Origin of the sequence: Streptomyces sp. NPDC000075, from assembly GCF_040301925.1 — a bacterium.
Lineage (GTDB): Bacteria > Actinomycetota > Actinomycetes > Streptomycetales > Streptomycetaceae > Streptomyces > Streptomyces polychromogenes.
Window position 1 is genome coordinate 288,155 of the sequence record NZ_JBEPFL010000005.1, and the last position, 22,128, is coordinate 310,282.

General features: G+C 73.6%; 25 protein-coding genes. 15 read left to right on the plus strand and 10 right to left on the minus strand.

The annotated features are described in order from the left end of the window. Genes ABT403_RS09105 through ABT403_RS09115 form a run of 3 tightly spaced genes read left to right on the plus strand, consistent with a single transcriptional unit; the run spans nt 1 to nt 3,071 of the window. Nucleotides 1-1,161 (plus strand): sensor histidine kinase, encoded by a 1,161-nt coding sequence (locus ABT403_RS09105; protein WP_425580253.1) that lies wholly within the window; start codon nt 1-3, stop codon nt 1,159-1,161. Beyond that, on the plus strand, nt 1,158-1,793 hold the full coding sequence (locus tag ABT403_RS09110; RefSeq protein ID WP_344164532.1) for a response regulator: 636 nt from the start codon (nt 1,158-1,160) through the stop codon (nt 1,791-1,793). Before ABT403_RS09105 ends, ABT403_RS09110 begins: the two co-directional genes overlap by 4 nt. Before the next feature lie 27 nt (nt 1,794-1,820). After that, nucleotides 1,821-3,071, plus strand: coding sequence for an MFS transporter (locus ABT403_RS09115; RefSeq protein ID WP_344164535.1), 1,251 nt, complete (start codon nt 1,821-1,823; stop codon nt 3,069-3,071). Here ABT403_RS09115 and ABT403_RS09120 read toward each other — a convergent pair. Further along, on the minus strand, nt 3,064-3,855 hold the full coding sequence (locus tag ABT403_RS09120) for a transglutaminase-like domain-containing protein (RefSeq protein ID WP_344164538.1): 792 nt from the start codon (nt 3,853-3,855) through the stop codon (nt 3,064-3,066). The genes ABT403_RS09115 and ABT403_RS09120 overlap by 8 nt on opposite strands. Next, nucleotides 3,852-4,841, minus strand: a complete 990-nt coding sequence (locus ABT403_RS09125) for a GNAT family N-acetyltransferase (RefSeq protein WP_344164541.1) — start codon at nt 4,839-4,841, stop codon at nt 3,852-3,854. The genes ABT403_RS09120 and ABT403_RS09125 overlap by 4 nt, the downstream gene beginning before the upstream one ends. A 116-nt stretch (nt 4,842-4,957) precedes the next feature. Here ABT403_RS09125 and fdxA point away from each other — a divergent pair, with 116 nt between their 5' ends. After that, nucleotides 4,958-5,287: a ferredoxin gene (gene fdxA / locus ABT403_RS09130; RefSeq protein WP_030713714.1), complete on the plus strand. Its 330-nt coding sequence runs from the start codon at nt 4,958-4,960 to the stop codon at nt 5,285-5,287. A 105-nt stretch (nt 5,288-5,392) separates the two neighbouring features. Continuing rightward, complete coding sequence (gene dapC, locus ABT403_RS09135) at nt 5,393-6,487, plus strand: succinyldiaminopimelate transaminase (RefSeq protein WP_344164546.1); 1,095 nt, start codon at nt 5,393-5,395, stop codon at nt 6,485-6,487. A gap of 70 nt (nt 6,488-6,557) precedes the next feature. Here the strand turns inward: dapC and ABT403_RS09140 are convergent, their stop codons facing one another. After that, the gene (locus ABT403_RS09140; protein ID WP_344164549.1) at nt 6,558-6,920 is read right to left on the minus strand and encodes an ATP-binding protein; all 363 of its coding nucleotides are present in this window, start codon (nt 6,918-6,920) and stop codon (nt 6,558-6,560) included. 255 nt (nt 6,921-7,175) lie between these two features. Further along, entirely contained in the window at nt 7,176-8,246 is a 1,071-nt protein-coding gene (locus tag ABT403_RS09145; RefSeq protein WP_425580254.1) for a hypothetical protein, read from the minus strand. 86 nt (nt 8,247-8,332) lie between these two features. On the opposite strand from ABT403_RS09145, the gene dapE reads away from it, so the two are divergent. Both dapE and ABT403_RS09155 read left to right on the plus strand, forming a co-directional pair. After that, nucleotides 8,333-9,412 (plus strand): succinyl-diaminopimelate desuccinylase, encoded by a 1,080-nt coding sequence (gene dapE / locus ABT403_RS09150; protein ID WP_344164552.1) that lies wholly within the window; start codon nt 8,333-8,335, stop codon nt 9,410-9,412. A gap of 64 nt (nt 9,413-9,476) precedes the next feature. Continuing rightward, complete coding sequence (locus tag ABT403_RS09155; RefSeq protein ID WP_344164555.1) at nt 9,477-10,235, plus strand: LOG family protein; 759 nt, start codon at nt 9,477-9,479, stop codon at nt 10,233-10,235. A 25-nt stretch (nt 10,236-10,260) separates the two neighbouring features. On the opposite strand, the gene folP is transcribed toward ABT403_RS09155, so the two are convergent. Beyond that, nucleotides 10,261-11,121: a dihydropteroate synthase gene (gene folP / locus ABT403_RS09160; protein ID WP_344164558.1), complete on the minus strand. Its 861-nt coding sequence runs from the start codon at nt 11,119-11,121 to the stop codon at nt 10,261-10,263. Between the two features lie 76 nt (nt 11,122-11,197). On the opposite strand from folP, the gene ABT403_RS09165 reads away from it, so the two are divergent. Together ABT403_RS09165 and ABT403_RS09170 are read left to right on the plus strand one after the other, a co-directional pair. Continuing rightward, nucleotides 11,198-11,575 (plus strand): DivIVA domain-containing protein, encoded by a 378-nt coding sequence (locus ABT403_RS09165; protein ID WP_344164561.1) that lies wholly within the window; start codon nt 11,198-11,200, stop codon nt 11,573-11,575. Beyond that, entirely contained in the window at nt 11,572-12,153 is a 582-nt protein-coding gene (locus ABT403_RS09170) for a DNA-3-methyladenine glycosylase I (RefSeq protein ID WP_344164564.1), read from the plus strand. Before ABT403_RS09165 ends, ABT403_RS09170 begins: the two co-directional genes overlap by 4 nt. Before the next feature lie 15 nt (nt 12,154-12,168). Here ABT403_RS09170 and chcB read toward each other — a convergent pair whose 3' ends face one another. Continuing rightward, a complete protein-coding gene (gene chcB / locus ABT403_RS09175; RefSeq protein ID WP_344164567.1) occupies nt 12,169-12,972 on the minus strand; it encodes a 2-cyclohexenylcarbonyl CoA isomerase in 804 nt (267 codons plus the stop codon). Nucleotides 12,973-13,304: 332 nt separating this feature from the next. On the opposite strand from chcB, the gene ABT403_RS09180 reads away from it, so the two are divergent. Next, the gene (locus ABT403_RS09180; RefSeq protein ID WP_003966491.1) at nt 13,305-13,472 is read left to right on the plus strand and encodes a DUF3117 domain-containing protein; all 168 of its coding nucleotides are present in this window, start codon (nt 13,305-13,307) and stop codon (nt 13,470-13,472) included. 134 nt (nt 13,473-13,606) lie between these two features. On the opposite strand, the gene ABT403_RS09185 is transcribed toward ABT403_RS09180, so the two are convergent. Continuing rightward, nucleotides 13,607-14,269: an O-methyltransferase gene (locus ABT403_RS09185; protein ID WP_344164570.1), complete on the minus strand. Its 663-nt coding sequence runs from the start codon at nt 14,267-14,269 to the stop codon at nt 13,607-13,609. A gap of 167 nt (nt 14,270-14,436) precedes the next feature. Between ABT403_RS09185 and sigE the strand changes: the two genes are divergently transcribed. The 5 genes from sigE (at nt 14,437) to ABT403_RS09210 (ending at nt 18,845) form a co-directional block, all read left to right on the plus strand. Beyond that, nucleotides 14,437-15,216, plus strand: coding sequence for an RNA polymerase sigma factor SigE (sigE, locus tag ABT403_RS09190; RefSeq protein WP_344164573.1), 780 nt, complete (start codon nt 14,437-14,439; stop codon nt 15,214-15,216). Further along, complete coding sequence (locus ABT403_RS09195; protein ID WP_425580255.1) at nt 15,213-15,875, plus strand: zf-HC2 domain-containing protein; 663 nt, start codon at nt 15,213-15,215, stop codon at nt 15,873-15,875. Before sigE ends, ABT403_RS09195 begins: the two co-directional genes overlap by 4 nt. A 114-nt stretch (nt 15,876-15,989) precedes the next feature. Beyond that, on the plus strand, nt 15,990-17,381 hold the full coding sequence (locus ABT403_RS09200) for a S1C family serine protease (RefSeq protein ID WP_344164576.1): 1,392 nt from the start codon (nt 15,990-15,992) through the stop codon (nt 17,379-17,381). A 137-nt stretch (nt 17,382-17,518) separates the two neighbouring features. After that, nucleotides 17,519-17,968 (plus strand): sec-independent translocase, encoded by a 450-nt coding sequence (locus tag ABT403_RS09205; protein WP_344164579.1) that lies wholly within the window; start codon nt 17,519-17,521, stop codon nt 17,966-17,968. A gap of 136 nt (nt 17,969-18,104) precedes the next feature. Beyond that, a complete protein-coding gene (locus ABT403_RS09210; protein WP_344164582.1) occupies nt 18,105-18,845 on the plus strand; it encodes a hypothetical protein in 741 nt (246 codons plus the stop codon). An 80-nt stretch (nt 18,846-18,925) separates the two neighbouring features. On the opposite strand, the gene ABT403_RS09215 is transcribed toward ABT403_RS09210, so the two are convergent. The 3 genes from ABT403_RS09215 to ABT403_RS09225 are packed head-to-tail and all read right to left on the minus strand — an operon-like array spanning nt 18,926 to nt 22,074. Next, nucleotides 18,926-20,086, minus strand: a complete 1,161-nt coding sequence (locus ABT403_RS09215) for an Mrp/NBP35 family ATP-binding protein (RefSeq protein WP_344164585.1) — start codon at nt 20,084-20,086, stop codon at nt 18,926-18,928. Nucleotides 20,087-20,129: 43 nt separating this feature from the next. Continuing rightward, entirely contained in the window at nt 20,130-20,813 is a 684-nt protein-coding gene (locus tag ABT403_RS09220; RefSeq protein ID WP_344164588.1) for a DUF1003 domain-containing protein, read from the minus strand. Continuing rightward, nucleotides 20,803-22,074 carry a magnesium transporter MgtE N-terminal domain-containing protein gene (locus ABT403_RS09225; RefSeq protein ID WP_344164591.1) on the minus strand — a complete coding sequence of 424 codons (1,272 nt, stop codon included), beginning with the start codon at nt 22,072-22,074 and terminating at the stop codon, nt 20,803-20,805. Before ABT403_RS09225 ends, ABT403_RS09220 begins: the two co-directional genes overlap by 11 nt. Nucleotides 22,075-22,128 lie beyond the last annotated feature (54 nt).

A 22,128-nucleotide genomic window follows, 5' to 3' on the forward strand; every position in this document is an offset into this window, starting at 1 on the left:
GTGGCGCTGACGCACGAGGCCGGGGACGAGGACCAGATCGGCGGGGCACCCGAGAGCACCGTCCACAAGGTGGTCAAGAGCCTCTGGATCGCCATCTGGCTCTTCTACCTCAGCGCCCCCGTCACCGACCTGGTGCGCGGCGGGCACAGCGGGGGCGCCCGGCTGCTCGGCGGGCTGGGCCTGCTGGCCTTCGTCGGCTGGTACCTGGTGCTGGTGTTCCGGCCGGACCGGCAGAAGCCCGTACGGCCGGTCCTCCTCTCGCTGACGGTGCTCAGCGCGGAGGCCACGGTCCTGTCGCTGGCCCTGGGCCGCGAGTGGCTCGTGCTCTTCGTCTACGTCTCCATCGCCTCCGGCGCCGCGCTGCCCGCGAAGATCGCCCGCTTCACGGTGCCCGCCGCGACGGCGCTGCTGACGGCGCTGGCCCTCACGGTCCCGGAGGGCGGCGACTACCTGTGGGGGCTGCTGATCCCGGCCCTGATGGGCGGGTTCGCGATGGTCGGGGTCCGCGCGATGATCCGGACCACCATCGAACTCCGCCAGGCCCGGGCCACCGTGGCGCAGCTCGCGGCCAACGAGGAACGCCTGCGGATGGCCCGCGACCTGCACGACCTGCTGGGCCACTCGCTGTCCCTGATCACGCTCAAGAGCGAGCTCGCGGGCCGGATGCTGCCCGACCACCCCGACCGGGCCGCCCAGCAGGTGGCGGACATCGAGAAGGTCTGCCGGCAGGCGCTGGTGGACGTACGGGAGGCCGTGAGCGGCTACCGGCGGCCCACCCTGCCCGGGGAACTCGCGGGCGCGCGGACGGCGCTGGCCGCGGCCGGGGTCAAGGCCGACCTGCCGGCGGACTTCACCGACACCGTGCCGGAGGAGCCGGAGTGCGCCCTGGCCTGGTCCCTGCGCGAGGCGGTGACCAACGTGGTCCGGCACAGCGGTGCCAAGCGCTGCACGGTCGCGCTGACGACCCGGCAGACGCTGGCCGGGCCGGTGCTGGAGCTGTCGGTGACCGACGACGGCTCGGGCGGCACCGCGGTCCCCGGCAACGGCCTGACCGGCCTGACCGAACGTCTGGAGGCGGTCGGCGGCACGCTGTGGGCGGGCCCCGCAGGGAAGACCGGCTTCCGGTTGCTGGCGCGGGTCCCCCTAGGATCCCGGTCATGACCCAAGCCTCCGAAGCCGCCCCGGCCCCCATCCGCATCCTCCTGGCGGAGGACCAGTCCATGGTCCGGGAGGCCCTCGCGGCGCTCCTGGGGCTGGAGCCGGACATCGAGGTGCTGGCCCAGGTGGCGCGCGGCGACGAGGTCGTGGCGGCGGCCCTGGCCCACGACGTGAACGTGGCGCTGCTGGACATCGAGATGCCGGGCATGACGGGCATCGAGGCGGCGGCGGCCCTGCGCCGCTCCCTCCCCGCCCTCAAGATCGTGGTCCTGACCACCTTCGGCCGCCCCGGCTACCTCCGGGGCGCCATGGAGGCCGGTGCCTCGGCGTTCCTGGTCAAGGACGCGCCCGCCGCGCAGCTCGCCGAGGCGGTGCGCAAGGTCCTGGCGGGTGACCGCGTCATCGACCCCACCCTCGCGGCGGCCGCCCTCGCGGAGGGCGCGAACCCCCTCACCGAGCGGGAGCGGGAGGTCCTGCGCGCGGCGGAACACGGCGCGACCAACGCCGAACTGGCGGCGGCCCTCAGCCTGTCCCAGGGCACGGTCCGCAACTACCTCTCCACCGCGATCCAGAAGCTGGCGGCCCGCAACCGGGCCGAGGCCGTCCGCGTGGCCCGCGAAAAGGGCTGGCTCTGACCGGGCGGTCTTGACCAGACTGCGCCGGTGTTCAGAAAACTGTGGGCGGCGACCGCCGCGTCGAACCTGTCGGACGGGGTGAGCCTGGCCGCGGCGCCCCTGCTCGCGGCCACGATCACCCGCGATCCGGCCCTGATCGCCGGCATCACCGTCGCCCAGCGGGCGCCCTGGCTGGTGCTGGCCTTCGTCTCCGGGGCGCTGGCCGACCGCCTGGACCGCCGGAAGGTGGCGCAGAGCGCGAACTGGATCCGCGCCGCGGCCTTCGCCGCCCTCACGGCGGCCGTCCTGTCCGGCGCCCTGTCCATGCCGCTGCTGTACGTGGTCTTCTTCGCGATCGGCACCGCCGAGACGCTCTACGACAGCGTCTCGGCCGCCTGGGTCCCGATGCTGGTCGGCCCCGAGGAGCTGACCCGGGCCAACAGCCGGCTCCAGACCACGTGGGTGGTCTGCAACGAGTTCGCGGGCCCGCCGATCGGAGGCTTCCTCTTCGCGGCGGCCGCCTCCGCGCCGTTCCTCCTGGGCACCGCCGGATACCTGGCCGCCGTGGCCCTCCTCGCCCTCATCCCCCCGGCGGCGCGCCGTCAGGACGAGCCGGAGGGCGGACCACTCACGGTCAGGAACGTGCGCGAGGACATCGTGACCGGCGCCCGCTGGTACTGGTCCTCGCCCGTGCTGCGCGCCCTGAGCCTGGTCGCGGCCGCCGGCAACGCGGCCGTCGCGGCGAGCTACGGCCTGCTGGTGCTGCTCGCCCAGGACGAACTCGGCGTCTCCGACGAGGGCTACGGCGTGATGCTCGCCGCCTCCGCGGTCGGCGCCGTCCTCGGCGGCATGACGGCGGGCCGGGTCGGCGGCCGGTTCAGGCCCGGCACCCTGATCCTCGTGACCAACCTGCTGTCGGCCGCCGCCACGGCGGGACTGGGCCTGGCCGTCAGCCCGGCGGTGACCGTCGCCCTCATGGCCCTGGACGGCTTCGTGGTCCTGGTCGTGTCCGTCCACATGGTGACCCTGCGCCAGCAGATCGTCCCGAACGAGCTGATGGGCCGGGTCACCTCCGTCTACCGGGTCGTCGCCGTGGGCTCCTTCGCCGTCGGCGGCATCGCGGGCGGCGCGGTGGCCCGGGCCTTCGGGGTCCAGGCCTCCTTCTACGCCGCCGGTGCGGCCATCGCCGTCGCCGCCCTCGCGGTGCTGCCGGTCCTGAGCAACGCCCGCCTGGCCGAGGTCAAGCGGCGGGCGGAGGCCGCCGCCGGCCCGGCCGAGGAGGCCGCGCCGGTCAGTTGAGCAGCGCCCGCGCCGAGGCGGCCTCCGCCCGGATGCGGACCGCCGCCGGCGGGTCGACCGCGTCCATGACGACGGCGTACGCGTCCATCTCCGCCGCCCCCTCCCGGAAGGAACCCCGCTCCACCAGCAGCTTCGCCCGCTCGTAGCGCAGCGCCGCCGGATGCGAGGGCAGCAGCAGGGACAGGTCCAGGGACCACAGGGCCACCGCCGAGTGCTCCGGCCGCGCCGACGCCCAGACCCGGATGTTGCCCAGGACGCGCAGCACGATGTCCAGGGTCCGCGCGGGCGTCCGCGGCCCCCGCGCCAGCTCCGCCGGGCCCGCGCCCAGCGAGGCCCCGCCCGCGAACGGGTCGACCACCACCCCCTCCTCCGGGTCCCCGAAGCCCACCGTGAAGTGCCCCGGCAGCCCCAGCCCGTACACCGGCGCCCCCGCCCGCCGGGCCACCTCCAGCCAGACCACCGACAGCAGGATCGGCAGCCCCCGCCGGCGCCGCAGCACCTCGTGCAGCAGCGAGGACTCCAGCCGGTCGTAGTCCTTCGGGGTGCCGTGGAAGCCCATCCGGCCGCCCAGCAGGTCCGTCACCGCCGCCGCCCAGGCCTTCGCCCCGCGCAGCCCGTACGGCAGCATGCCCGCGAGCCGGTCCAGCTCCATCTGCGCCCAGTCCATGGCCCGTTCGTCCAGCTCCGGGTCCGCCTCCGCCGCCAGCAGCAGGCACAGCAGCGCCAGGTCCGGCCGCTCGGAGCGGGCCTCCGCCGCGAACAGCTCCCGCGAGGCCGCGCTCACGCCCCGGCTCCCGCGCGGAAGTGGTGGTAGGCGTGGTGCGTGGCGAAGCCCATGCCGTCGTACAGGGCCCGCGCGGCGGGGTTGTCCGTCTCGACCTGGAGCCAGGCCGCCGACGCCCCCTCCTCCAGCGCCCGCCGCGACAGCGCCGCCATCACCGCCGTCGCGAGGCCCTTGCGGCGGTACTCCGGGTCGACCGCGACGGCCCCGAAGCCGGCCCAGCGCCCGTCGACCACGCACCGCCCGATCGCCCGGCCGCCGTCCAGGGAGGCGAACCACACCGACGGCCCCTCCACCAGCATCCGCCGCGCCAGCCCGGGGTCCCGGACCCGGCCGTAGCGGCCGAGCCAGGCCTCGTCCGGCTCGCGCGTCAGCCGTACCCCCGACACGTCCGCGTCCAGGTCGGCCACCGGTGCCAGGCCCCCGGTCCGGACCTCCGCCGAGACCTCGTTGACCCAGCCGCGCCGCTCCAGCTCCGCGCAGAGCAGCTCCTGGGTGCCGGCGGCGCCCGTCGCGGCCTGGACGTAGGCCGGCAGGTCCCGTCGCGCGTACCAGGCCGTCACCCGCGCGAGTGCTTCGTCCAGGGGTATCCCGGGGTCGCCGAGCGGCAGCACCGAGTTGGCGCGGCGGGTGAACCCGGCCGCCGCGCGCAGCGTCCATTCGCCCAGGGACTCGCTCTCCAGCGGCAGCCACGCCCGCGCCGTGACCCTCGTCAGCTCCTCGAAGGAGGCCGCGGGACCCCTGCGGCGGGCCGGCGCGGAGGGCACCACCTTGCCCGCGACCAGCGAGGATTCCGGGATGTGGACGGACACGCCGTCCTTGCGTGTGATCGTCAGCACACCCGCGGTCCAGGATGTGAGAACCCCGACCGCGTCGGCGAAGACGGGGGCGCCGCCGCCACCGTCCCGCACCCGTCGTACAGAGACTCGTTTACCCACGTCAGCCGGGGTGATACGGATCTCCAGCAGCCCTCCGGCAGTGATTTCCACAGCTCTGTCCGCCCCTCCTGTTCGGATCGTGCCCGGGAACGGAGATACTAGGTGCGGGCATCGACGACGCCGCGCTCCCGCGCGATTGGACAGCCCTACCGAGGAGGAACGAGAGCGTGACCTACGTCATCGCGGAGCCTTGTGTCGACGTCAAGGACAAGGCCTGTATCGAAGAGTGCCCCGTCGACTGCATCTACGAGGGCCAGCGGTCCTTGTACATCCACCCGGACGAGTGCGTCGACTGCGGCGCCTGTGAGCCGGTGTGCCCGGTCGAGGCGATCTTCTACGAGGACGACACCCCGGAGGAGTGGAAGGACTACTACAAGGCGAACGTCGAGTTCTTCGACGAGCTCGGCTCGCCCGGTGGTGCCTCCAAGCTCGGCCTGATCGAGCGCGACCACCCCTTCATCGCCGCGCTGCCCGCCGGCATCAACGGCGAGCACTGACCGTTTCACGGCAGACGCGCCCCTCGGTCCCGTACGGCACTGCTGCCGCGCGGGACCGAGCCGTTTTCCCGCACCGTTCCAGCCCCTGAGAGAGAGCAGAGCACCGTGGCCGCAGTTTCCGACCGTCTTCCCACGTTCCCCTGGGACAAGCTGGAGCCGTACAAGAAGACGGCGGCGGCCCACGAGGACGGCCTCGTCGACCTGTCCGTCGGCACGCCCGTCGACCCGGTGCCGCAGCTGATCCAGGACGCCCTGGTCGCCGCCGCCGACTCCCCGGGCTACCCGACCGTGTGGGGCACCCCGGAGCTGCGCGACGCGATCACCGGCTGGCTGCGCGGCCGGCTCGGCGCGAGCGCCGCCGGACACCGCAACGTGCTGCCCGTGGTCGGCTCCAAGGAGCTCGTGGCCTGGCTGCCGACCCAGCTGGGCCTGGGCGCGGGCGACAAGGTCGCCTACCCCCGCCTCGCCTACCCGACCTACGAGGTCGGCGCGCGGCTGTGCGGCGCCGAGGCCGTCGTCTACGACGACCCGACCGAGCTCGACCCGGCCGGCCTGAAGCTGCTGTGGCTCAACTCCCCGTCCAACCCCACCGGAAAGGTCCTCGGCAAGGAGGAACTGATCCGGATCGTCGCCTGGGCACGCGAGCACGGGATCCTGGTCTTCAGCGACGAGTGCTACCTGGAGCTCGGCTGGGAGGCCGAGCCGGTCTCCGTCCTGCACGACGAGGTCTGCGGCGGCTCCTACGAGGGCCTCGTCGCCGTCCACTCCCTCTCCAAGCGCTCCAACCTGGCCGGCTACCGGGCCGCCTTCATCGCCGGCGACGAGAACGTCCTCGCCGAGCTGCTGGAGATCCGCAAGCACGGCGGCATGATGACCCCCGCCCCCGTCCAGGCCGCCGTCGTCGCCGCCCTCGGGGACGACGCCCACGTGGCCGAGCAGCGCGGCCGCTACGCCGCCCGCCGCGAGGCGCTGCGCACCGCCCTGGAGGGACACGGCTTCCGGGTCGAGCACAGCGAGGCCAGCCTCTACCTCTGGGTGACCCGCGACGAGCCCTGCTGGGACACCGTGGCCCACCTCGCGTCCCTCGGCATCCTGGTGGCGCCGGGCGACTTCTACGGCGAGGCCGGCGCGAACTTCGTGCGCGTCGCCTTCACCGCCACCGACGAGCGGGTCGAAGCCGCGGTCAAGCGCCTGGGCTGAAGGGCCTGAACGCCCCGAGGGGCCGGGAGCTGTGCGCTCCCGGCCCCTCGGCGTTCCGCGTGCGGCGGGATCAGCCGCCCAGCGGCAGGGAGCCCAGCGGCAGCGCGCCGACCGGCAGGTCGTGGCCGACCGGCAGCTGCTGCGCGGCCGGCAGCCCGCCCAGCAGCTGGCCCGCGCCGCCCGCGACGTCGGCGGCGGGAGCGGCGGCCGGGACGGCCTTGGTGGCGGTGCCCGCGACGTCGGAGGCCGCGCCGGTGGCGGCACCGGTGGCGGCGGTGGCGTCGGCGGTGTCCGGGGCGGCGAGCGTGCCCAGCTGCGGCACGGACTCCAGGCCCGCGGCGCTGGCCGCGCCGGCCGCACCGACCACGGGAGCGGTACCGGCTGCGAGGAGAAGCGCGGCGCGGGCGATCCGACGGGTCAGGGGGAGGGACATGATGCTCCTAAGCGGTAGCGGCTGCGTACGCCGTGTACAACCGCTCCCGGGGTGCGCCGAGTTGCGGACCACCCGGGTAAAGGATCAGTAACGCATCGTTTTATCGGCTTCCGTGACAAGCCCATCGGACCCGCGCCCACCAGGGGTTCTGCCCGCCGGCACGCCCCGCGCGGGAGGGGACCCGGAAACCCTCCCGGGGGACGGGCCGCACGCGCGAACGATCACGTCCCGCCGGCGGGACGCACGGGCCCCGCCTCAGCGCGCGTTGCCGGCGACGAAGATCCGGACCTGGCCCGGGAGCGCCCGGTAGGGGTCGGCGGCGCCCGACGCGCCCTTCGCGCCGTCGCTCGCCCCCCGCTGCCACTCGCCCCGGTTGCGCCCCGCCACCCAGGCGGCGCCGTCGTACGAGACCCGGTCGATGCCCAGGTCCTTCGCGCGGGCGACCGCCCAGTGCGCCATCGCCCGGCCGCGCCGGGCCTCGGCGGGGCCCCCGCCCTCCTTCAGCCACAGGTCCACCGAGGCCTCGGGGGCGCTGCCGGGATCCGCGGCCGGCTCCGCCGGGGCGGCGGACCCCGCCGCGGGGCTCGCCCCGGCCTTCGGCGCGGCACCCGCCCCCGCCTTCGCCCCCGCGTGCACCGCGGGGCGCCCGGCGGACAGGGCCTCCCGGCCGAACGCCCGGGCCAGCTCCGTGCGCACCTTCTCCGGATCGCCCTTCAGGGGCGCCGGCCCCGTACAGGTCAGCACGGCCGGGGTGCCGCCCTCGCCGAAGGCGGCCGTCAGCACCGTCGCGTCCGGCTCGTGCTTGGCGTAGGCCTGCGGGAACCCGCTGAGCTGCACCCGCTGCGCGGCCACCGTCAGCGGCAGCCGGGTGTATCCCTTCACCTCCACCAGACGGTCGTAGAAGATCCCCGCCGAGTACACCGGGTCCATGATCTGCTCCGGGGTCCCCCAGCCCTGCGAGGGCCGCTGCTGGAACAGGCCCAGCGAATCCCGGTCCCCGTGGTCGAGGTTGCGCAGCTGCGACTCCTGCATGGCCGTCGCCAGCGCGATCGTCACGGCCCGGTCCGGGAGCCCCTTGGAGATCCCGACGGCGGCTATCGTCGCGGCGTTCGACGCCTGCTCGGGGCTCATCTCGTACGTCTGGACGGCCCCCTCGGAGCCGCCGCCCGAGCCCTTCGCCGTCACCGTGCAGTGCGGGGCGCCCACCCCGCCGTCCGAATAGTGGTGCACCGCGACGTACCCGATCACCGCGAGCAGGACGGCCAGGCCCACGGCCGCGCGGAGCGGCCCGCGGCGGCGGGGACGGGGGCGATCGGTCTCGGACACGCGGCCCACCGTACTTGAGGCCGATATCGCGTCCACCGACCGGACGCTCCCGGTACCCGCCCATCCCGGGGCGTTAGGGTCGGTTCATGTCCGAATCCGAGCTCGACCTCACCCTCGACGCCGCCGGGCTGACCGCCCGCCTCGTCGACATCCCCTCCGAGAGCGGCGACGAGAAGGTGCTCGCCGACCTCGTGGAAGACGCCCTGCGCCGCCTCCCGCACCTCACCGTCGACCGCCTCGGCAACAACGTCGTCGCCCGTACCGCCCTCGGCCGCGCCGAGCGCGTCGTCCTCGCCGGGCACCTCGACACCGTGCCGATCGCCGGGAACGTCCCGTCCCGCCTGGACGAGAACGACGTCCTGTGGGGCTGCGGCACGACGGACATGAAGTCCGGGATCGCCGTACAGCTGCGGATCGCGGCGACCGTGCCCGAGCCCAACCGCGACCTCACCTTCGTCTTCTACGACCAGGAGGAGGTCGCCGCCGACTTGAACGGACTCGGCAAGGTCGCCGCGGCCCACCCCGACTGGCTGGCCGGGGACTTCGCCGTCCTGCTGGAGCCGTCCAACGCCGAGGTCGAGGGCGGCTGCCAGGGCACCCTGCGCGTCCTGCTGCACACCCGGGGCGAGCGCGCCCACTCCGCCCGCAGCTGGATGGGGTCCAACGCCATCCACGCCGCGAGCCCCATCCTGGCGAAGCTGGCCGCCTACGAGCCCCGCAGGCCCGTCATCGACGGCCTGGAGTACCACGAGGGCCTCAACGCCGTCCGCATCGAGGGCGGCGTCGCCAACAACGTGATCCCCGACGCCTGCACGGTCACGGTCAACTTCCGCTACGCCCCCGACCGCAGCGAGGCCGACGCGCTCGCCCACGTGAAGGAGGTCTTCGCCGACTGCGGCGTCGACGCCTTCACCGTCGACGACTCCTCGCCCGGCGCCCTCCCCGGCCTGTCCCACCCGGCGGCCGCCGCGTTCATGGAGGCCGTCGGCGGCCACGCCATGCCCAAGTTCGGCTGGACGGACGTCTCACGCTTCAGCGCCCTCGGCGTCCCCGCCGTCAACTACGGTCCGGGCGACGCGCTGCTCGCCCACAAGGTCGACGAGCGGGTCGAGACCAAGGCGATCCTGCACTGCGAGGAACGACTCCGCGCCTGGCTGACCTCGTAAATTCCCCCTCCCGTCACTTTTGTGCGCCTAACCTGATCCAACGATCAGCAGGAGGGAGCACATCATGGGCAACTCCGAAGGCAACGGGCCCCGGCGCCCCGAGGAGCAGCAGCTCGGGCCGGTGCTGCGCAGGCGGGGTCAGGTGCAGGCGGGCAGTACGACGGACCAGCGGCTGCTGGACTCGGCCGGCCCCTCCGAGTGGGTGCACACCGACCCCTGGCGGGTCCTGCGCATCCAGTCGGAGTTCATCGAGGGCTTCGGCACGCTCGCCGAGCTGCCGCCCGCGATCAGCGTGTTCGGCTCGGCGCGCACCCCGGTGGGCTCGCCGGAGTACGAGGCGGGCGTGCGGATCGGCAGCGCGCTCGTCGAGGCCGGCTTCGCCGTCATCACCGGCGGCGGCCCGGGCGCGATGGAGGCGGCCAACAAGGGCGCCCGCGACGCGAACGGCATCTCGGTCGGCCTCGGCATCGAGCTCCCCTTCGAGCAGGGGCTCAACCAGCACGTCGACCTCGGGCTGAACTTCCGGTACTTCTTCGTCCGCAAGACGATGTTCGTGAAGTACAGCCAGGGGTTCGTGGTGCTGCCCGGCGGGTTCGGCACCCTGGACGAGATGTTCGAGGCGCTGACCCTGGTGCAGACGCAGAAGATCACCCGGTTCCCGATCGTGCTCTTCGGCACCGAGTACTGGGGCGGCCTCGTCGACTGGCTGCGGAACACGGTCATCGCGCAGGGCAAGGCCTCCGAGAAGGACCTCTACCTCTTCCACCTCACCGACGACGTGGACGAGGCGATCGCCCTCGTGACGAAGGAAGTCGGCAAGTAGCGGGCGCCCCAGGGCGCGGGGTGGCTCAGGCCAGCCCGCGCCGGGCGACGGCCGGCGGGCGCAGGCCCTGGATCGAGCGGACCATGTCCAGCACCTGCCTGGTCTCCGCGACCTCGTGGACCCGGTAGACCTGGGCACCCAGCCAGGCCGAGACGGCCGTGGTCGCCAGAGTGCCCAGCAGCCGCTCCTTGACCGGCTTGTCGAGGGTCTCGCCCACGAAGTCCTTGTTGGACAGCGACACCAGTACCGGCCAACCGGTTTCGGTCATCTCCGCCAGGCGGCGGGTGGCTTCGAGCGAGTGCCGGGTGTTCTTCCCGAAGTCGTGGCCCGGATCGATCATGATCGACTCCCGGGGCACGCCCAGGGCCTCGGCCCGCTCCGCGAGCCCGACCGTCACGCGCAGGATGTCCTCCATCACGTCCTCGTACGAGGTCCGGTGCGGCCGGGTGCGCGGCTCGACCCCGCCCGCGTGGGTGCAGACGATGCCCGCGCCGTAGCGCGCCGCGACCTCCGCCAGCTTGGGGTCCACCCCGCCCCAGGCGTCGTTCAGCAGGTCCGCGCCGGCCTCGCAGACGGCCTCGCCGACCTCGTGCCGCCAGGTGTCCACGCTGATCACCACGTCCGGGTGGCGGCGGCGCACCTCCGCCACGAAGCCGACCGTGCGCCGGGCCTCCTCCGCCGCGTCCACGTGCTCGCCCGGGCCCGCCTTGACCCCGCCGATGTCGATGATCGCCGCGCCCTCGGCCACCGCCTGCTCCACCCGGTCCAGGGCGGGCCGGTCGCGGAAGGTGGCGCCCTGGTCGTAGAAGGAGTCAGGGGTCCGGTTCACGATGGCCATGATCACCGGCTCGTGGGTGTCGAACTCGCGCCTGCCCAGTCGCAGCATCCCGCTCTTTCCTCCTTCGGCGACCCTCGCGCCACGTCTGCGACCTTAACCTGGTGGCCGGAGTCTCTCAGGGGAGTTGATCGTGTTCTGGTTCTTGCTGATCGCGCTGGTCGTGGTCGTGGCCGCGGTCACCCTCGCGGTGATCGGCGGAGGCGCGGAGGCCGTCCTGCCCGAGGCCGAGCCCGACCGGGTGGCCGACGCCCTGCCGGAGACCCGTCCGGTCGTACGGGAGGACATCGACGCGCTGCGGCTGCCGATCGGGCCGCGCGGCTACCGGGTGGCCGAGGTGGACGACGTACTGGACCGGCTCGCGGCCGAGCTCGCCGAGCGGGACGCCCGGATCGCGGAGCTGACGGCGGCGCGCACCCCGGCGGCCCAGGCCGCCGCACAGACCGCCGGGCAGGCGCCGGCGCCGGCCGACCGGGCCGTGGACCTCACGAAGGACGAGCGGTGAGCGGCGGCGGGCTGCTGGCCGGCCCGGACGGCGCCCCGCGCTGCCCCTGGGGGCTGGCCACGGAGGACTACGTCACCTACCACGACACCGAATGGGGCAAGCCGGTCCACGGGGGCGACGCCCTGTACGAGCGGCTGTGCCTGGAGGCCTTCCAGTCGGGGCTGTCCTGGCTGACGATCCTGCGCCGGCGCGAGGGCTTCCGGAAGGCCTTCAGCGACTTCCGGATCGCGGCCGTCGCGGAGTTCGGCCCCGCCGACGCCGAGCGGCTCCTCGCGGACGAGGGGATCATCCGCAACCGGGCCAAGATCGAGGCCACCCTGGCCAACGCGAAGGTCCTCGCGGAGTGGCGGCCCGGCGAGCTGGACGAGCTGATCTGGTCCCACGCCCCGAAGCGCAAGGGCCGGGCCCCGAGGACCACCGGCGACGTGCCGGCGGTCACCCCGGAGTCCACGGCCCTGGCCAAGGCGCTCAAGAAGGCGGGCATCCGCTTCGTCGGGCCGACCACGGCCTACGCCCTGATGCAGGCGTGCGGCCTGGTCAACGACCACCTCGCGGGCTGCGTCTCCCGCGAGGCGTGAACCTTCGGTGAACCTTCAGCGGCCCAGGTACCGCGGCGGCTGCTTGGCGAGGAAGGCCTGGACGGCGATGGAGTGGTCCTCCGAGGCGCCCGCGCGGGTCTGGAGGACGTCCTCGTGCTCCAGGGCGTCGGAGAGCGAGTGGGAGGCGCCGTAGGCGAGGGACTCCTTCAGGGCGGCGTAGGCCACCGTGGGGCCCGCGGCGAGGGTCCGGGCGACCGCCTCGGCCTCCTCGTGCAGGGTGTCCGCCGGCACCAGGCGGTTCGCGATGCCCAGCTCGTACGCCTCCTGCGCCTTGACCGAGCGGGGGAACAGCAGCAGATCGGAGGCCCGGGAGGCGCCGATCAGGCGGGGGAGGGTCCAGGAGACGCCGGAGTCGGCGGTGAGCGCCACACCGGCGAACGAGGTGTTGAAGGAGGCGGTGTCGGCGACCACGCGGAAGTCCGCCGCCAGCGCGAAGCCGAAGCCCGCCCCGGCCGCGACGCCGTTCACCCCGGCCACCACGGGCTTGGGCATGCCGGCGAGGGCCCGCACGATCGGGTTGTAGTGCTCGGAGACCGTGTTCATCGTGAGCTTCGAGCCGCTCTCGCGGTCCGCCGCCAGGTTCCCGATGTGCTCCTTGAGGTCCTGGCCCACGCAGAAGGCCCGGGTACCGGAGGCGGTCAGCAGGACCGCCCGCACGGCCGGGTCGGAGGCCGCGGCCTGCACCGCGTCCCGCAGGGCGACCTTGGCCTCCGTGTTCATGGCGTTCATCGCGTCGGGCCGGTTGATCGTGACCTTCGCGAGTCCGTCGGTCACTTCGTAGAGCACGCTGTCGGCCATGGCGGGGGTCCCCCTTCGTCGCGGGTGTGGCTACCGGCCGGTACCGGCCGGTCCAAGGGTCAGCATGGCGGACGGGGCCACCGCCGGGCATGTGATGTGCGTCAAACGAAGCGGAGGCGCTTCCCCGGGAGCGGCGGCGAAGTATCGCAGGCGGATCCCCGAAATGAGTGGTTTTGGCCGAGCGCGTTGCGCAAGCGTTCCCCGCCGATGTTGGTCATCGGGTCCTGACATGCGGGATAATGGCCGGGAAGCAATGTGTTCGATGCCGGGTACTAGGCGCCTGAACGGGGCCGTCGGCTGACGATGAGCTGGTTTCAGGAAGGGGAACGAGCATGGCGGCCATGAAGCCGCGGACGGGCGACGGCCCGCTCGAGGTCACCAAGGAGGGGCGAGGCATCGTCATGCGCGTACCGCTCGAAGGCGGCGGTCGGCTTGTCGTCGAGCTGACGCCGGACGAGGCGGACGCCCTGGGTGACGCCCTGAAGAAGGTCGTCGGCTAACCCTCGACCACTGGATCTCTGCACCGCCCCCGCCGCTCCCGCGGCGGGGGCGGTGTTGTCATGCCCGGCCTCGCCGGCGTTTGAGGCGCGGGGGTGGAGCCCCCAGGGGGCCGGGTCCGGGGCTTGCCCCGGGACTACCGCCGGACGGCGCAGAGCAGGCCGTCCCCCACGGGGAGCAGCGCCGACTCCAGCGCCGGGCTCTCCCGGACGCTGCGCAGCAGCTCCCGCACCCGCAGCACCTCCACCGGCTGCGCGGCGGAGTCGACCGTACGCCCGTCCGAGAACACTCCCTCGAAGCACACCAGCCCCCCGGGCCGCAGCAGGCGCAACGATTCCGCGAGGTAGTCCAGCGACTCGGTCGGGTCCCCGTCGCAGAACACGAGGTCGTACCCGCCGTCGGCGAGCCGCGGCAGTACGTCCAGGGCCCGCCCCGGAATGAACCGCGCGCGGTTCCCCGCGAAGCCGGCCGCGCGGAACGCCTGCCGGGCGAAGGCCTGCCGGTCCGCCTCCGGATCGACCGTGGTCAGCACCCCGTCCGGCCGCATCCCGTGCAGCAGGTGGATGCCGGAGACCCCGGTGCCGGTGCCGATCTCGGCGACCGCCTTGGCGTCCGCGGTGGCGGCGAGCAGACGCAGCGCGGCCCCGGTGCCGGGGGAGACGGAGCGCAGGCCCGCTTCCCTGGACCGGTCGCGGGCCCATCGCAGAGCGTCGTCCTCGGCGACAAACGCGTCGGCGAACGCCCAGCTCGTCTGCCGGTTGCCGGTAATGACCCTCTCCTGTCCCCATAGTTGGCGCAACGGTGACTGTATCCGCTGCGGTCGGGAACCCGCAGATGGGACCGGGCGTTGGGAGGGTGAGAGGCGGGATAGAGGGGACGCCGGCGGGCAGATCGGCGGCGTGCAACCCGAGTCCCGGGCAAAGTTACTGCAAAAATGCTTATCCGGAGCTGACGGGAGGGGTGGCTATGGTAGGGGCTCCACTGGACACCACCAGAGCCGACAGGGGAGGTGCGGCTGCGCCTGTGGATCGTGGAGGCGTACTGAGACGTCTCCTCTGGTCGGCGGGTGAGCCGAAATCCGTGACCTACACCGCTGACCGTTTCCACACCGCCCACACCGCGACCACCGCGACCTTTGCCGCCGATGCGGGCTCCCAGGCGTGGACCCCTCCCACCTGGGAGGAGATCGTCAGCACGCACAGCGCGCGGGTCTACCGCCTCGCCTACCGCCTGACGGGCAACCAGCACGACGCCGAGGACCTGACGCAGGAGGTCTTCGTCCGCGTCTTCCGCTCGCTGTCCACGTACACGCCCGGCACCTTCGAGGGCTGGCTGCACCGCATCACCACCAACCTGTTCCTGGACATGGTCCGCCGCAAGCAGCGGATCCGCTTCGACGCGCTCGCCGACGACGCCGCCGAGCGGCTGCCGAGCCGTGAGCCCTCCCCCCAGCAGGTGCTCCACGACACCCACTTCGACGCCGACGTGCAGCAGGCGCTGGACACCCTCGCGCCCGAGTTCCGCGCCGCCGTGGTGCTCTGTGACATCGAGGGCCTGTCCTACGAGGAGATCGCCGCCACCCTCGGCGTGAAGCTCGGAACCGTCCGCAGCCGGATCCACCGCGGCCGTTCGCACCTGCGCAAGGCGCTCAAGCACCGCTCCCCCGAGGCCCGCGCGGAGCAGCGTGCCCTGGCGGGTGTGGCGGTGGGCGTCCCGGGCGCCGGGGGAGAGGGCGGAACCGAGTGAGCGGAGTCAGTCCGTCCCCCGCCGAACAGCACCTGGGCGACCGCCTCGCGGCCCTGGTGGACGGCGAGCTGGAGCACGACGCCCGCGAGCGGGTGCTGGCGCATCTGGCCACCTGTGCCCGCTGCAAGGCCGAGGCCGACGCGCAGCGCAGACTGAAGACCCTCTTCGTGGAGAGCGCCCCGCCGCCGCTGTCCGCCGGCCTGCTGGCCCGGCTCCAGGGCCTGCCGGGTGCGGGTCCCGAGGGTCCCGCCGGGCCGCCGGCCGGCCCGGGCGGTCCCGGTGCGGCGCGCACCCCCGCCGCTCCCGGCGCCGATCCCTTCGCCACCTTCGGGTACGCGGTGCCCGCCGCTCCGCGCGAGGGCTTCCGCATCCATGAGATGGGGCGTCCCAGACGCCGGCTCGCCTTCGTGGCGGCCGGGGCGGTGTCGCTCGCGGCGATCGCCCTGGGCGGCACGCTCCCGCTGGACGCCGTCGAGCCGAACGCCCGGGGCGAGGCGCCCGCCTCCCGGCCCGGCCCGGCGGTACCGCTGACCGACGCCGCCGTCCGTGACCGGCTGCCGATCCCCGACGGGGTCCACAGCCTCAGCCCGGCCGCCCCCCTGCCGACGGCGGCCACCTCGCCGCCGGTCTCGGCCCAGCCGGCCTCCCTCGCCCGCTGACCCGGCCGGGCCCGCCCGGCCCCGGCCCCCGGGCCAGCGCCGGGGGCCGGTACCTGGTTGAATCTGCGGCACACGCGCCGCCCCGCGGTGCGTCAGGCCCGCGGGGGAGTGCGCATGTCCGACAGTCAGAAGAGCGGCCCGGCTCCATCCTGGTGGAGCCGCCCCACCACCCCGCCCGACACCACTCCCGCCACCCCGGACCACGCCGCCCAGGCCGCCCCGGCCGACGCCGCTTCGGCGGAGGGGGCGGGGGACGTGTCCGTCTCAGGTGTCCCGGAGGTCGCGTCCGTGCCCGTCGGGGAGGCGGGGGCGGCGGACGGCTCCGGCGACGGGCCGAGCTACGACCCCTGGGCCGCCGCTCCGCTCCAGCTGGCGGACTCCGCGGGGGCGCCGCGCCGCGTCGGCCCCTCGGCATGGCGGCTGGCGGTGTTCGGGCTGGCGATCGCCCTCCTCGCGGGCGGCGTCGGCGGCTGGATGGGCGTCCTCGCCGAGCGCCGCACCAGCACCCGCCTGGAACTCCCGCAGGCCGCCGTGGACGACAAGGGGCGGGCCCCCGACAGCGTGGCCGGCATCGCCGCCACCGCCCTGCCCGGCGTGGTCACCCTGCACGTCAGCGGCGGAGAGGGCAGCGGCACCGGCACCGGCTTCGTCCTGGACGAACAGGGCCACATCCTGACGAACAACCACGTCGTCGCCGACGCCAAGGACATAACGGTCACCTTCGGCACCGGCGACAGCGTCACCGCCGAGCTGGTCGGCCGCGACAGCGGCTACGACCTCGCCGTCGTGAAGGTCACCGGCGTCCGGGGCCTGCGCCCGCTGTCCCTCGGGAACTCCGAGAACGTCCGCGTCGGCGACCCCGTCGTGGCCATCGGGGCCCCCTTCGACCTCTCCAACACCGTCACCGCCGGCATCATCAGCGCCACCGGCCGCCCCATCACCGCGGGCGGCGGCAAGAGCGGCGGCAGCGACATCAGCTACGTCGACGCCCTCCAGACCGACGCCCCCATCAACCCCGGCAACTCCGGCGGCCCGCTCCTCGACTCCCGCGCCCGCGTCATCGGCATCAACAGCGCCATCCGGGGCGCCGACAAGGGCGACGACGAAGGCGAGCGCACCCGCCAGAGCGGCAGCATCGGCCTCGGTTTCGCCATCCCCGTCAACCAGGGCAAGCGCGTCGCGGAGGAACTCATCCGCACCGGCCACGCCACCCACCCCGTCATCGGCGTCACCTTGGACATGCAGTACACCGGCGACGGAGCCCGGGTCGACACCAAGGGCGCGGACGGCAAGCCCGCCGTGGTCGCCGCCGGCCCCGGCGCCCGTGCCGGGATCCGCCCCGGAGACGTGATCACCAAGGTGGACGGGGTCCGCGTCCACGGCGGCGACGAGCTGATCATCAAGATCCGGGCCCACCGGCCCGGCGACCACCTCTCCCTGACCGTGCTGCGCGACGGCCGGGACCACACCCTGGACATCGTCCTCGGTTCCGCGAGCGGCTCCTGAAACCGGCCGTCCGCCGTGGGAATACGGCGTGACGGCCGGGTGAATCCGCCGAAGGGCCCGCACCGGCGTAGGGCCGGGCCGCGATCGCCGGGTACCGTTGACCGGGCCGGACGTGGAGAGAGCCGAGGAGCGGCAAGGTGTTCAACGACATAGGCGCACTCGAGCTGGTCACCATCGTGGTGCTCGCCATCCTCATCTTCGGGCCCGACAAGCTCCCGAAGGTGATCCAGGACGTCTCGGGCTTCATCCGCAAGATCCGCGAGTTCTCGGACAGCGCCAAGCAGGACATCCGCTCCGAGCTGGGACCCGACTTCAAGGACTTCGAGTTCGAGGACCTGAACCCGAAGACCTTCATCCGCAAGCAGCTCACCGAGAACGAGGACCTCCAGGAGCTGCGCAGCAGCTTCGACCTCCGCAAGGAGCTGAACGAGGTCACGGACGCGGTCAACAGCCGTGAGACCGGGCAGGCGTCCGCCGCCTCCCCGGAGCCCGCCACGCCCGCCGCCGGCACCGGTCCCGACCTGCTGAAGAAGCCCGCCGCACCGGCCCAGCAGCCGCGTACGCCCTTCGACGCCGACGCCACCTGAGCCGCAGCCTGCCCGTCGATCCCGGGCCGGATGGCTATCCTCCATCTGTCCGGAGCCAGCATGCCCGAGGGTGGGGGTCCCCCCAGCGAAGCGAGGGGGAGGGCCGTTCCGGATCCCACGGAACGAGAGGCCGCCCATGGAGACCACGAGCACGAGCAGTAGCCGCGTGGGCGTACAGCCCGCGGAAGCCCCCGACGCCACGACCCCCCAGCCCGGCCCGGCCGAGCCGGCGGCACAGCCCGCCGCCGGCCGGAGCGCCGACGCCACCGCACCCGTCCCGGCGGCCCGCCGCGCCGCCGAGGGCTACCTGAAGGCCGAGTTCCCCTGGTACGGGCTGGACGGCGCCTTCACCGGCCCCCGCTGGCTCATGCAGGTCGGCACCGGCGCCGACGGCACCGTCGAGCACGGCTCGACCGGGCACGGCGACGAGCCCTCCGTCCGGGGTGAGATCGCCACGGGCGAGAAGGAGCGGTTCGCGGTGGTGGTCACCGTCGCCAGCAACCCCCTGCGCCGCAGCGGGGACGGCACCGGCGTCCTGGAGGCCACCTCGGTCTCCTCGGCCGCCTGGCTGGCCGGCTCGGGGCTGCTGGCGTACAGCTGGCCGCCCCAGATGGACCACAGCCTGCGCGACGACTGGCTGGACCAGCAGACGGAAGCGGCGTGGGAGCTGGCCGACGACCTCACCGGCGAGGACTGGTCGACGCTGTCCCTGCCGGTGGACGGGGAGCCGACGACGTTCCACTACCGGGAGTCCGAGTTCGGCTGGGTGCTGGCCGGGTCCACCGGGAGCGGGGTGCACCTGGGGGCGTACGGGCGGGGGATGAGCGCGTACGGCCTGGGCTTCTCGGCGATCCCCGACCTCGGGGCGTACGAGTAGGTCCGGCCGGACGGCGGCCCGCAGGGGCCCGCACAGCGTGAAGGGGCACCACCGTCCGGTGGTGCCCCTCGCTCGTACCCCTAGAACTTGTTGCGCGGGGTGATGCCCAGGGACATCCCCGAGAGGCCGCGGGCGCGCCCGCCCAGCTTGCCGGCGATCGTCCGCAGGGCCGCGCCCGCCGGCGAGTCCGGGTCCGCGAGGACGACCGGCTTGCCGTTGTCCCCGCCCTCGCGCAGCCGCACGTCGATCGGGATCTGGCCCAGCACCGGCACCGTCGCGCCGGTGGTCTTGGTCAGGCCGTCCGCGACCATCTGGCCGCCGCCGGTGCCGAAGACGTCCACCATCTCGTCGCAGTGCGGGCACGGCAGGCCCGACATGTTCTCGACGACGCCCACGATCTTCTGGTGCGTCTGCACCGCGATCGAGCCGGCCCGCTCCGCGACCTCGGCCGCGGCCTGCTGCGGGGTGGTGACGACCAGGATCTCCGCGTTCGGGACCAGCTGGGCCACCGAGATGGCGATGTCGCCCGTACCCGGCGGGAGGTCCAGCAGCAGCACGTCCAGGTCGCCCCAGAACACGTCGGCCAGGAACTGCTGGAGCGCCCGGTGCAGCATCGGGCCGCGCCACACCACCGGGGCGTTGCCCGGGGTGAACATGCCGATGGAGATGACCTTCACGCCGTTCGCCGACGGCGGCATGATCATGTTCTCGACCTGGGTCGGCTTGCCCTCCACGCCGAGCATCCGCGGCACGCTGTGGCCGTAGATGTCCGCGTCGACCACGCCGACCTTCAGGCCGTCGGCCGCCATCGCGGCCGCCAGGTTGACCGTGACGGAGGACTTGCCGACGCCGCCCTTGCCGGAGGCGACCGCGTAGACGCGGGTCAGCGAGCCCGGCTTGGCGAAGGGCACCTCGCGCTCGGCGGTGCCGCCGCGCAGGGTGGCCGCGAGCTCCTTGCGCTGCTCGTCGCTCATCACGTCCAGGGCGACGGACACGGAGGTGACGCCCGCGACCTTCGCGACGGCGTCGGTGACGTTCTTGGTGATGGTCTCGCGCATGGGGCAGCCCGACACCGTCAGGTAGACCGTGACGGCGACCGCGCCGCCGTCGCCGATCTCCACCGATTTGACCATGCCGAGTTCGGTGATCGGCCGGTGGATCTCGGGGTCGTTGACCGTCGCCAGCGCGTCCAGGATCGCGTCCTGCTCCGGCACGGCGGCGGAGGGTGTCTCGGTAGCCATGCCCCCGATGGTACGGCTCGGTAGCAGGGCTCAGGTAAGCCGATCAGCGGTCGCCTTCGTCACTTTCACCCGGGAACAGCCGCCGCTCGTCCATCTCCTTGATCAGGTCCTGGAACTCCGAGCGGATCCAGTCGCGCGTGGCGACCTCGCCCAGACCCATCCGCAGCGCCGCGATCTCCCGGGTCAGGTACTCGGTGTCGGCGATCGACCGCTCGTTCTGCTTGCGGTCCTGCTCGTGGGTGACCCGGTCCCGGTCGTCCTGCCGGTTCTGCGCGAGCAGGATCAGCGGGGCCGCGTACGAGGCCTGGAGGGACAGCATCAGCGTCAGGAAGATGAAGGGGTACTGGTCGAAGCGCAGGTGGTCCGGGGCGAAGATGTTCCACAGCACCCACACCACGATGACCAGGCTCATCCAGACGATGAACCGGCCCGTGCCCAGGAATCGCGCGACCCGCTCCGACAGCCGCCCGAAGGCCTCCGGGTCGTACTCGGGCAGCAGCTTGCGCCGGTTCTGACGCGGCTGGTCCAGCCGCACCCGCGAACGCGTCAGCGCGCTCGCACCCGACGGCGCGGCGCTGCGCGCCCGTTCGGAGGAACGTTCCGCCAACCGCTCGCCGCGCAGCCGCGCCACCTCCTCCAGCCGCTCCGAGAGCCCCTCACGGGCCTGCTCGCGCCGCTCCCGGCGCCGCTCGCGCGCCCCGTCACCGCGCCCGCGCTCAGTGGCCATGGACGGCCTCCTCGGAATGGAAGTCCGTCTCCCGCCAGTCGTCGGGCAGCAGGTGGTCCAGGACGTCGTCGACCGTCACCGCGCCCAGCAGCGAGCCGCTCTCGTCGACGACGGGCGCCGCCACCATGTTGTACGCGGCCAGGTAGCTCGTCACGACGGGCAGCGAGGCGTCCGGGGGCAGCGGCGGCAGGTCCGTGTCCACGATCGAGCTGACCAGCGTGAACGGGGGGTCCCGCAGCAGCCGCTGGAAGTGCACCGTCCCCAGGTACTTGCCCGTCGGCGTCTCGTCGGGCGGCCGGCACACGTACACCTGCGCCGCCAGCGCCGGCGACAGGTCCGACTGGCGTACGCGGGCCAGCGCGTCGGCGACCGTCGCGTCCGGCCGCAGCACGATCGGCTCGGTGGTCATCAGACCGCCCGCGGTGTTCTCCTCGTACGACAGCAGACGGCGCACGTCGGCGGCGTCGTCCGGCTGCATCAGCGTCAGCAGCCGCTCCTTGTCGTCCTCGGGCAGCTCGGAGAGCAGGTCGGCCGCGTCGTCCGGGTCCATCGCCTCCAGGACGTCGGCGGCGCGCTCCTCCTTCAGCTTGCCGAGGATCTCCACCTGCTCGTCCTCGGGCAGCTCCTCCAGGACGTCCGCCAGCCGGTCGTCGTCGAGGGCGTTGGCCACCTCGGCGCGCCGCTTCGGCGTCAGGTGGTGCAGCACGTTCGCCACGTCGGCCGGGCGCATCTGCTCGAAGGTGGCGACCAGGTTCTCCGCGCCCTGGCCCTCCTCCTCCAGCGAGAAGCCGGTCACCGCCGACCACTCCACGGTCAGCGTCTCGCCCCGGCGGCGCAGCGCGCCCCCCTTGCCCTTGCGGACGAAGATCCGGTCGATCTCCCAGTCGCGGCGGGCCGGCAGCTGCTGGATGGCCACGTCCAGGACGGTGACCTCCTCTGCGGTGGCCACCAGCGTCACCCGGCGGTCCAGCAGCTCGCCGATGATCAGCCGCTCGGTCGGCCGCTGCTCGAAGCGCCGCATGTTGACCACGCCGGTGGTGATGACCTGCCCGGACTCCACGCCGGTCACCCGGGTCATGGGCAGGAAGATCCGGCGCCGGCTGACCACCTCGACCACCAGGCCCAGCAGCCGCGGCGGGCGCCCGCCGACGCGCAGCATCGCGACGAGGTCGCGGACGCGCCCGACCTGGTCGCCGTTGGGGTCGAAGACGGGCACACCCGACAGATGCGAGACGAAGATCCGCGGGGCGCCTGCACCCATCCGAGCGCCTCCTAGAGCGTCGATCACCAGTCGTGCCGTGCCTCAGGCTAGCCC

What these genes read in the sequence shown, in the direction of transcription:
- ABT403_RS09110 (WP_344164532.1), top strand. Translation starts at nt 1,158, where the DNA reads ATGACCCAAGCCTCCGAAGCCGCCCCGGCCCCCATCCGCATCCTCCTG.
- ABT403_RS09140 (WP_344164549.1), bottom strand. Translation starts at nt 6,920, where the DNA reads ATGTCCCTCCCCCTGACCCGTCGGATCGCCCGCGCCGCGCTTCTCCTC.
- dapE (WP_344164552.1), top strand. Translation starts at nt 8,333, where the DNA reads ATGTCCGAATCCGAGCTCGACCTCACCCTCGACGCCGCCGGGCTGACC.
- ABT403_RS09155 (WP_344164555.1), top strand. Translation starts at nt 9,477, where the DNA reads ATGGGCAACTCCGAAGGCAACGGGCCCCGGCGCCCCGAGGAGCAGCAG.
- folP (WP_344164558.1), bottom strand. Translation starts at nt 11,121, where the DNA reads ATGCTGCGACTGGGCAGGCGCGAGTTCGACACCCACGAGCCGGTGATC.
- chcB (WP_344164567.1), bottom strand. Translation starts at nt 12,972, where the DNA reads ATGGCCGACAGCGTGCTCTACGAAGTGACCGACGGACTCGCGAAGGTC.
- ABT403_RS09180 (WP_003966491.1), top strand. Translation starts at nt 13,305, where the DNA reads ATGGCGGCCATGAAGCCGCGGACGGGCGACGGCCCGCTCGAGGTCACC.
- sigE (WP_344164573.1), top strand. Translation starts at nt 14,437, where the DNA reads ATGGTAGGGGCTCCACTGGACACCACCAGAGCCGACAGGGGAGGTGCG.
- ABT403_RS09200 (WP_344164576.1), top strand. Translation starts at nt 15,990, where the DNA reads ATGTCCGACAGTCAGAAGAGCGGCCCGGCTCCATCCTGGTGGAGCCGC.
- ABT403_RS09210 (WP_344164582.1), top strand. Translation starts at nt 18,105, where the DNA reads ATGGAGACCACGAGCACGAGCAGTAGCCGCGTGGGCGTACAGCCCGCG.
- ABT403_RS09215 (WP_344164585.1), bottom strand. Translation starts at nt 20,086, where the DNA reads ATGGCTACCGAGACACCCTCCGCCGCCGTGCCGGAGCAGGACGCGATC.
- ABT403_RS09220 (WP_344164588.1), bottom strand. Translation starts at nt 20,813, where the DNA reads ATGGCCACTGAGCGCGGGCGCGGTGACGGGGCGCGCGAGCGGCGCCGG.
- ABT403_RS09225 (WP_344164591.1), bottom strand. Translation starts at nt 22,074, where the DNA reads ATGGGTGCAGGCGCCCCGCGGATCTTCGTCTCGCATCTGTCGGGTGTG.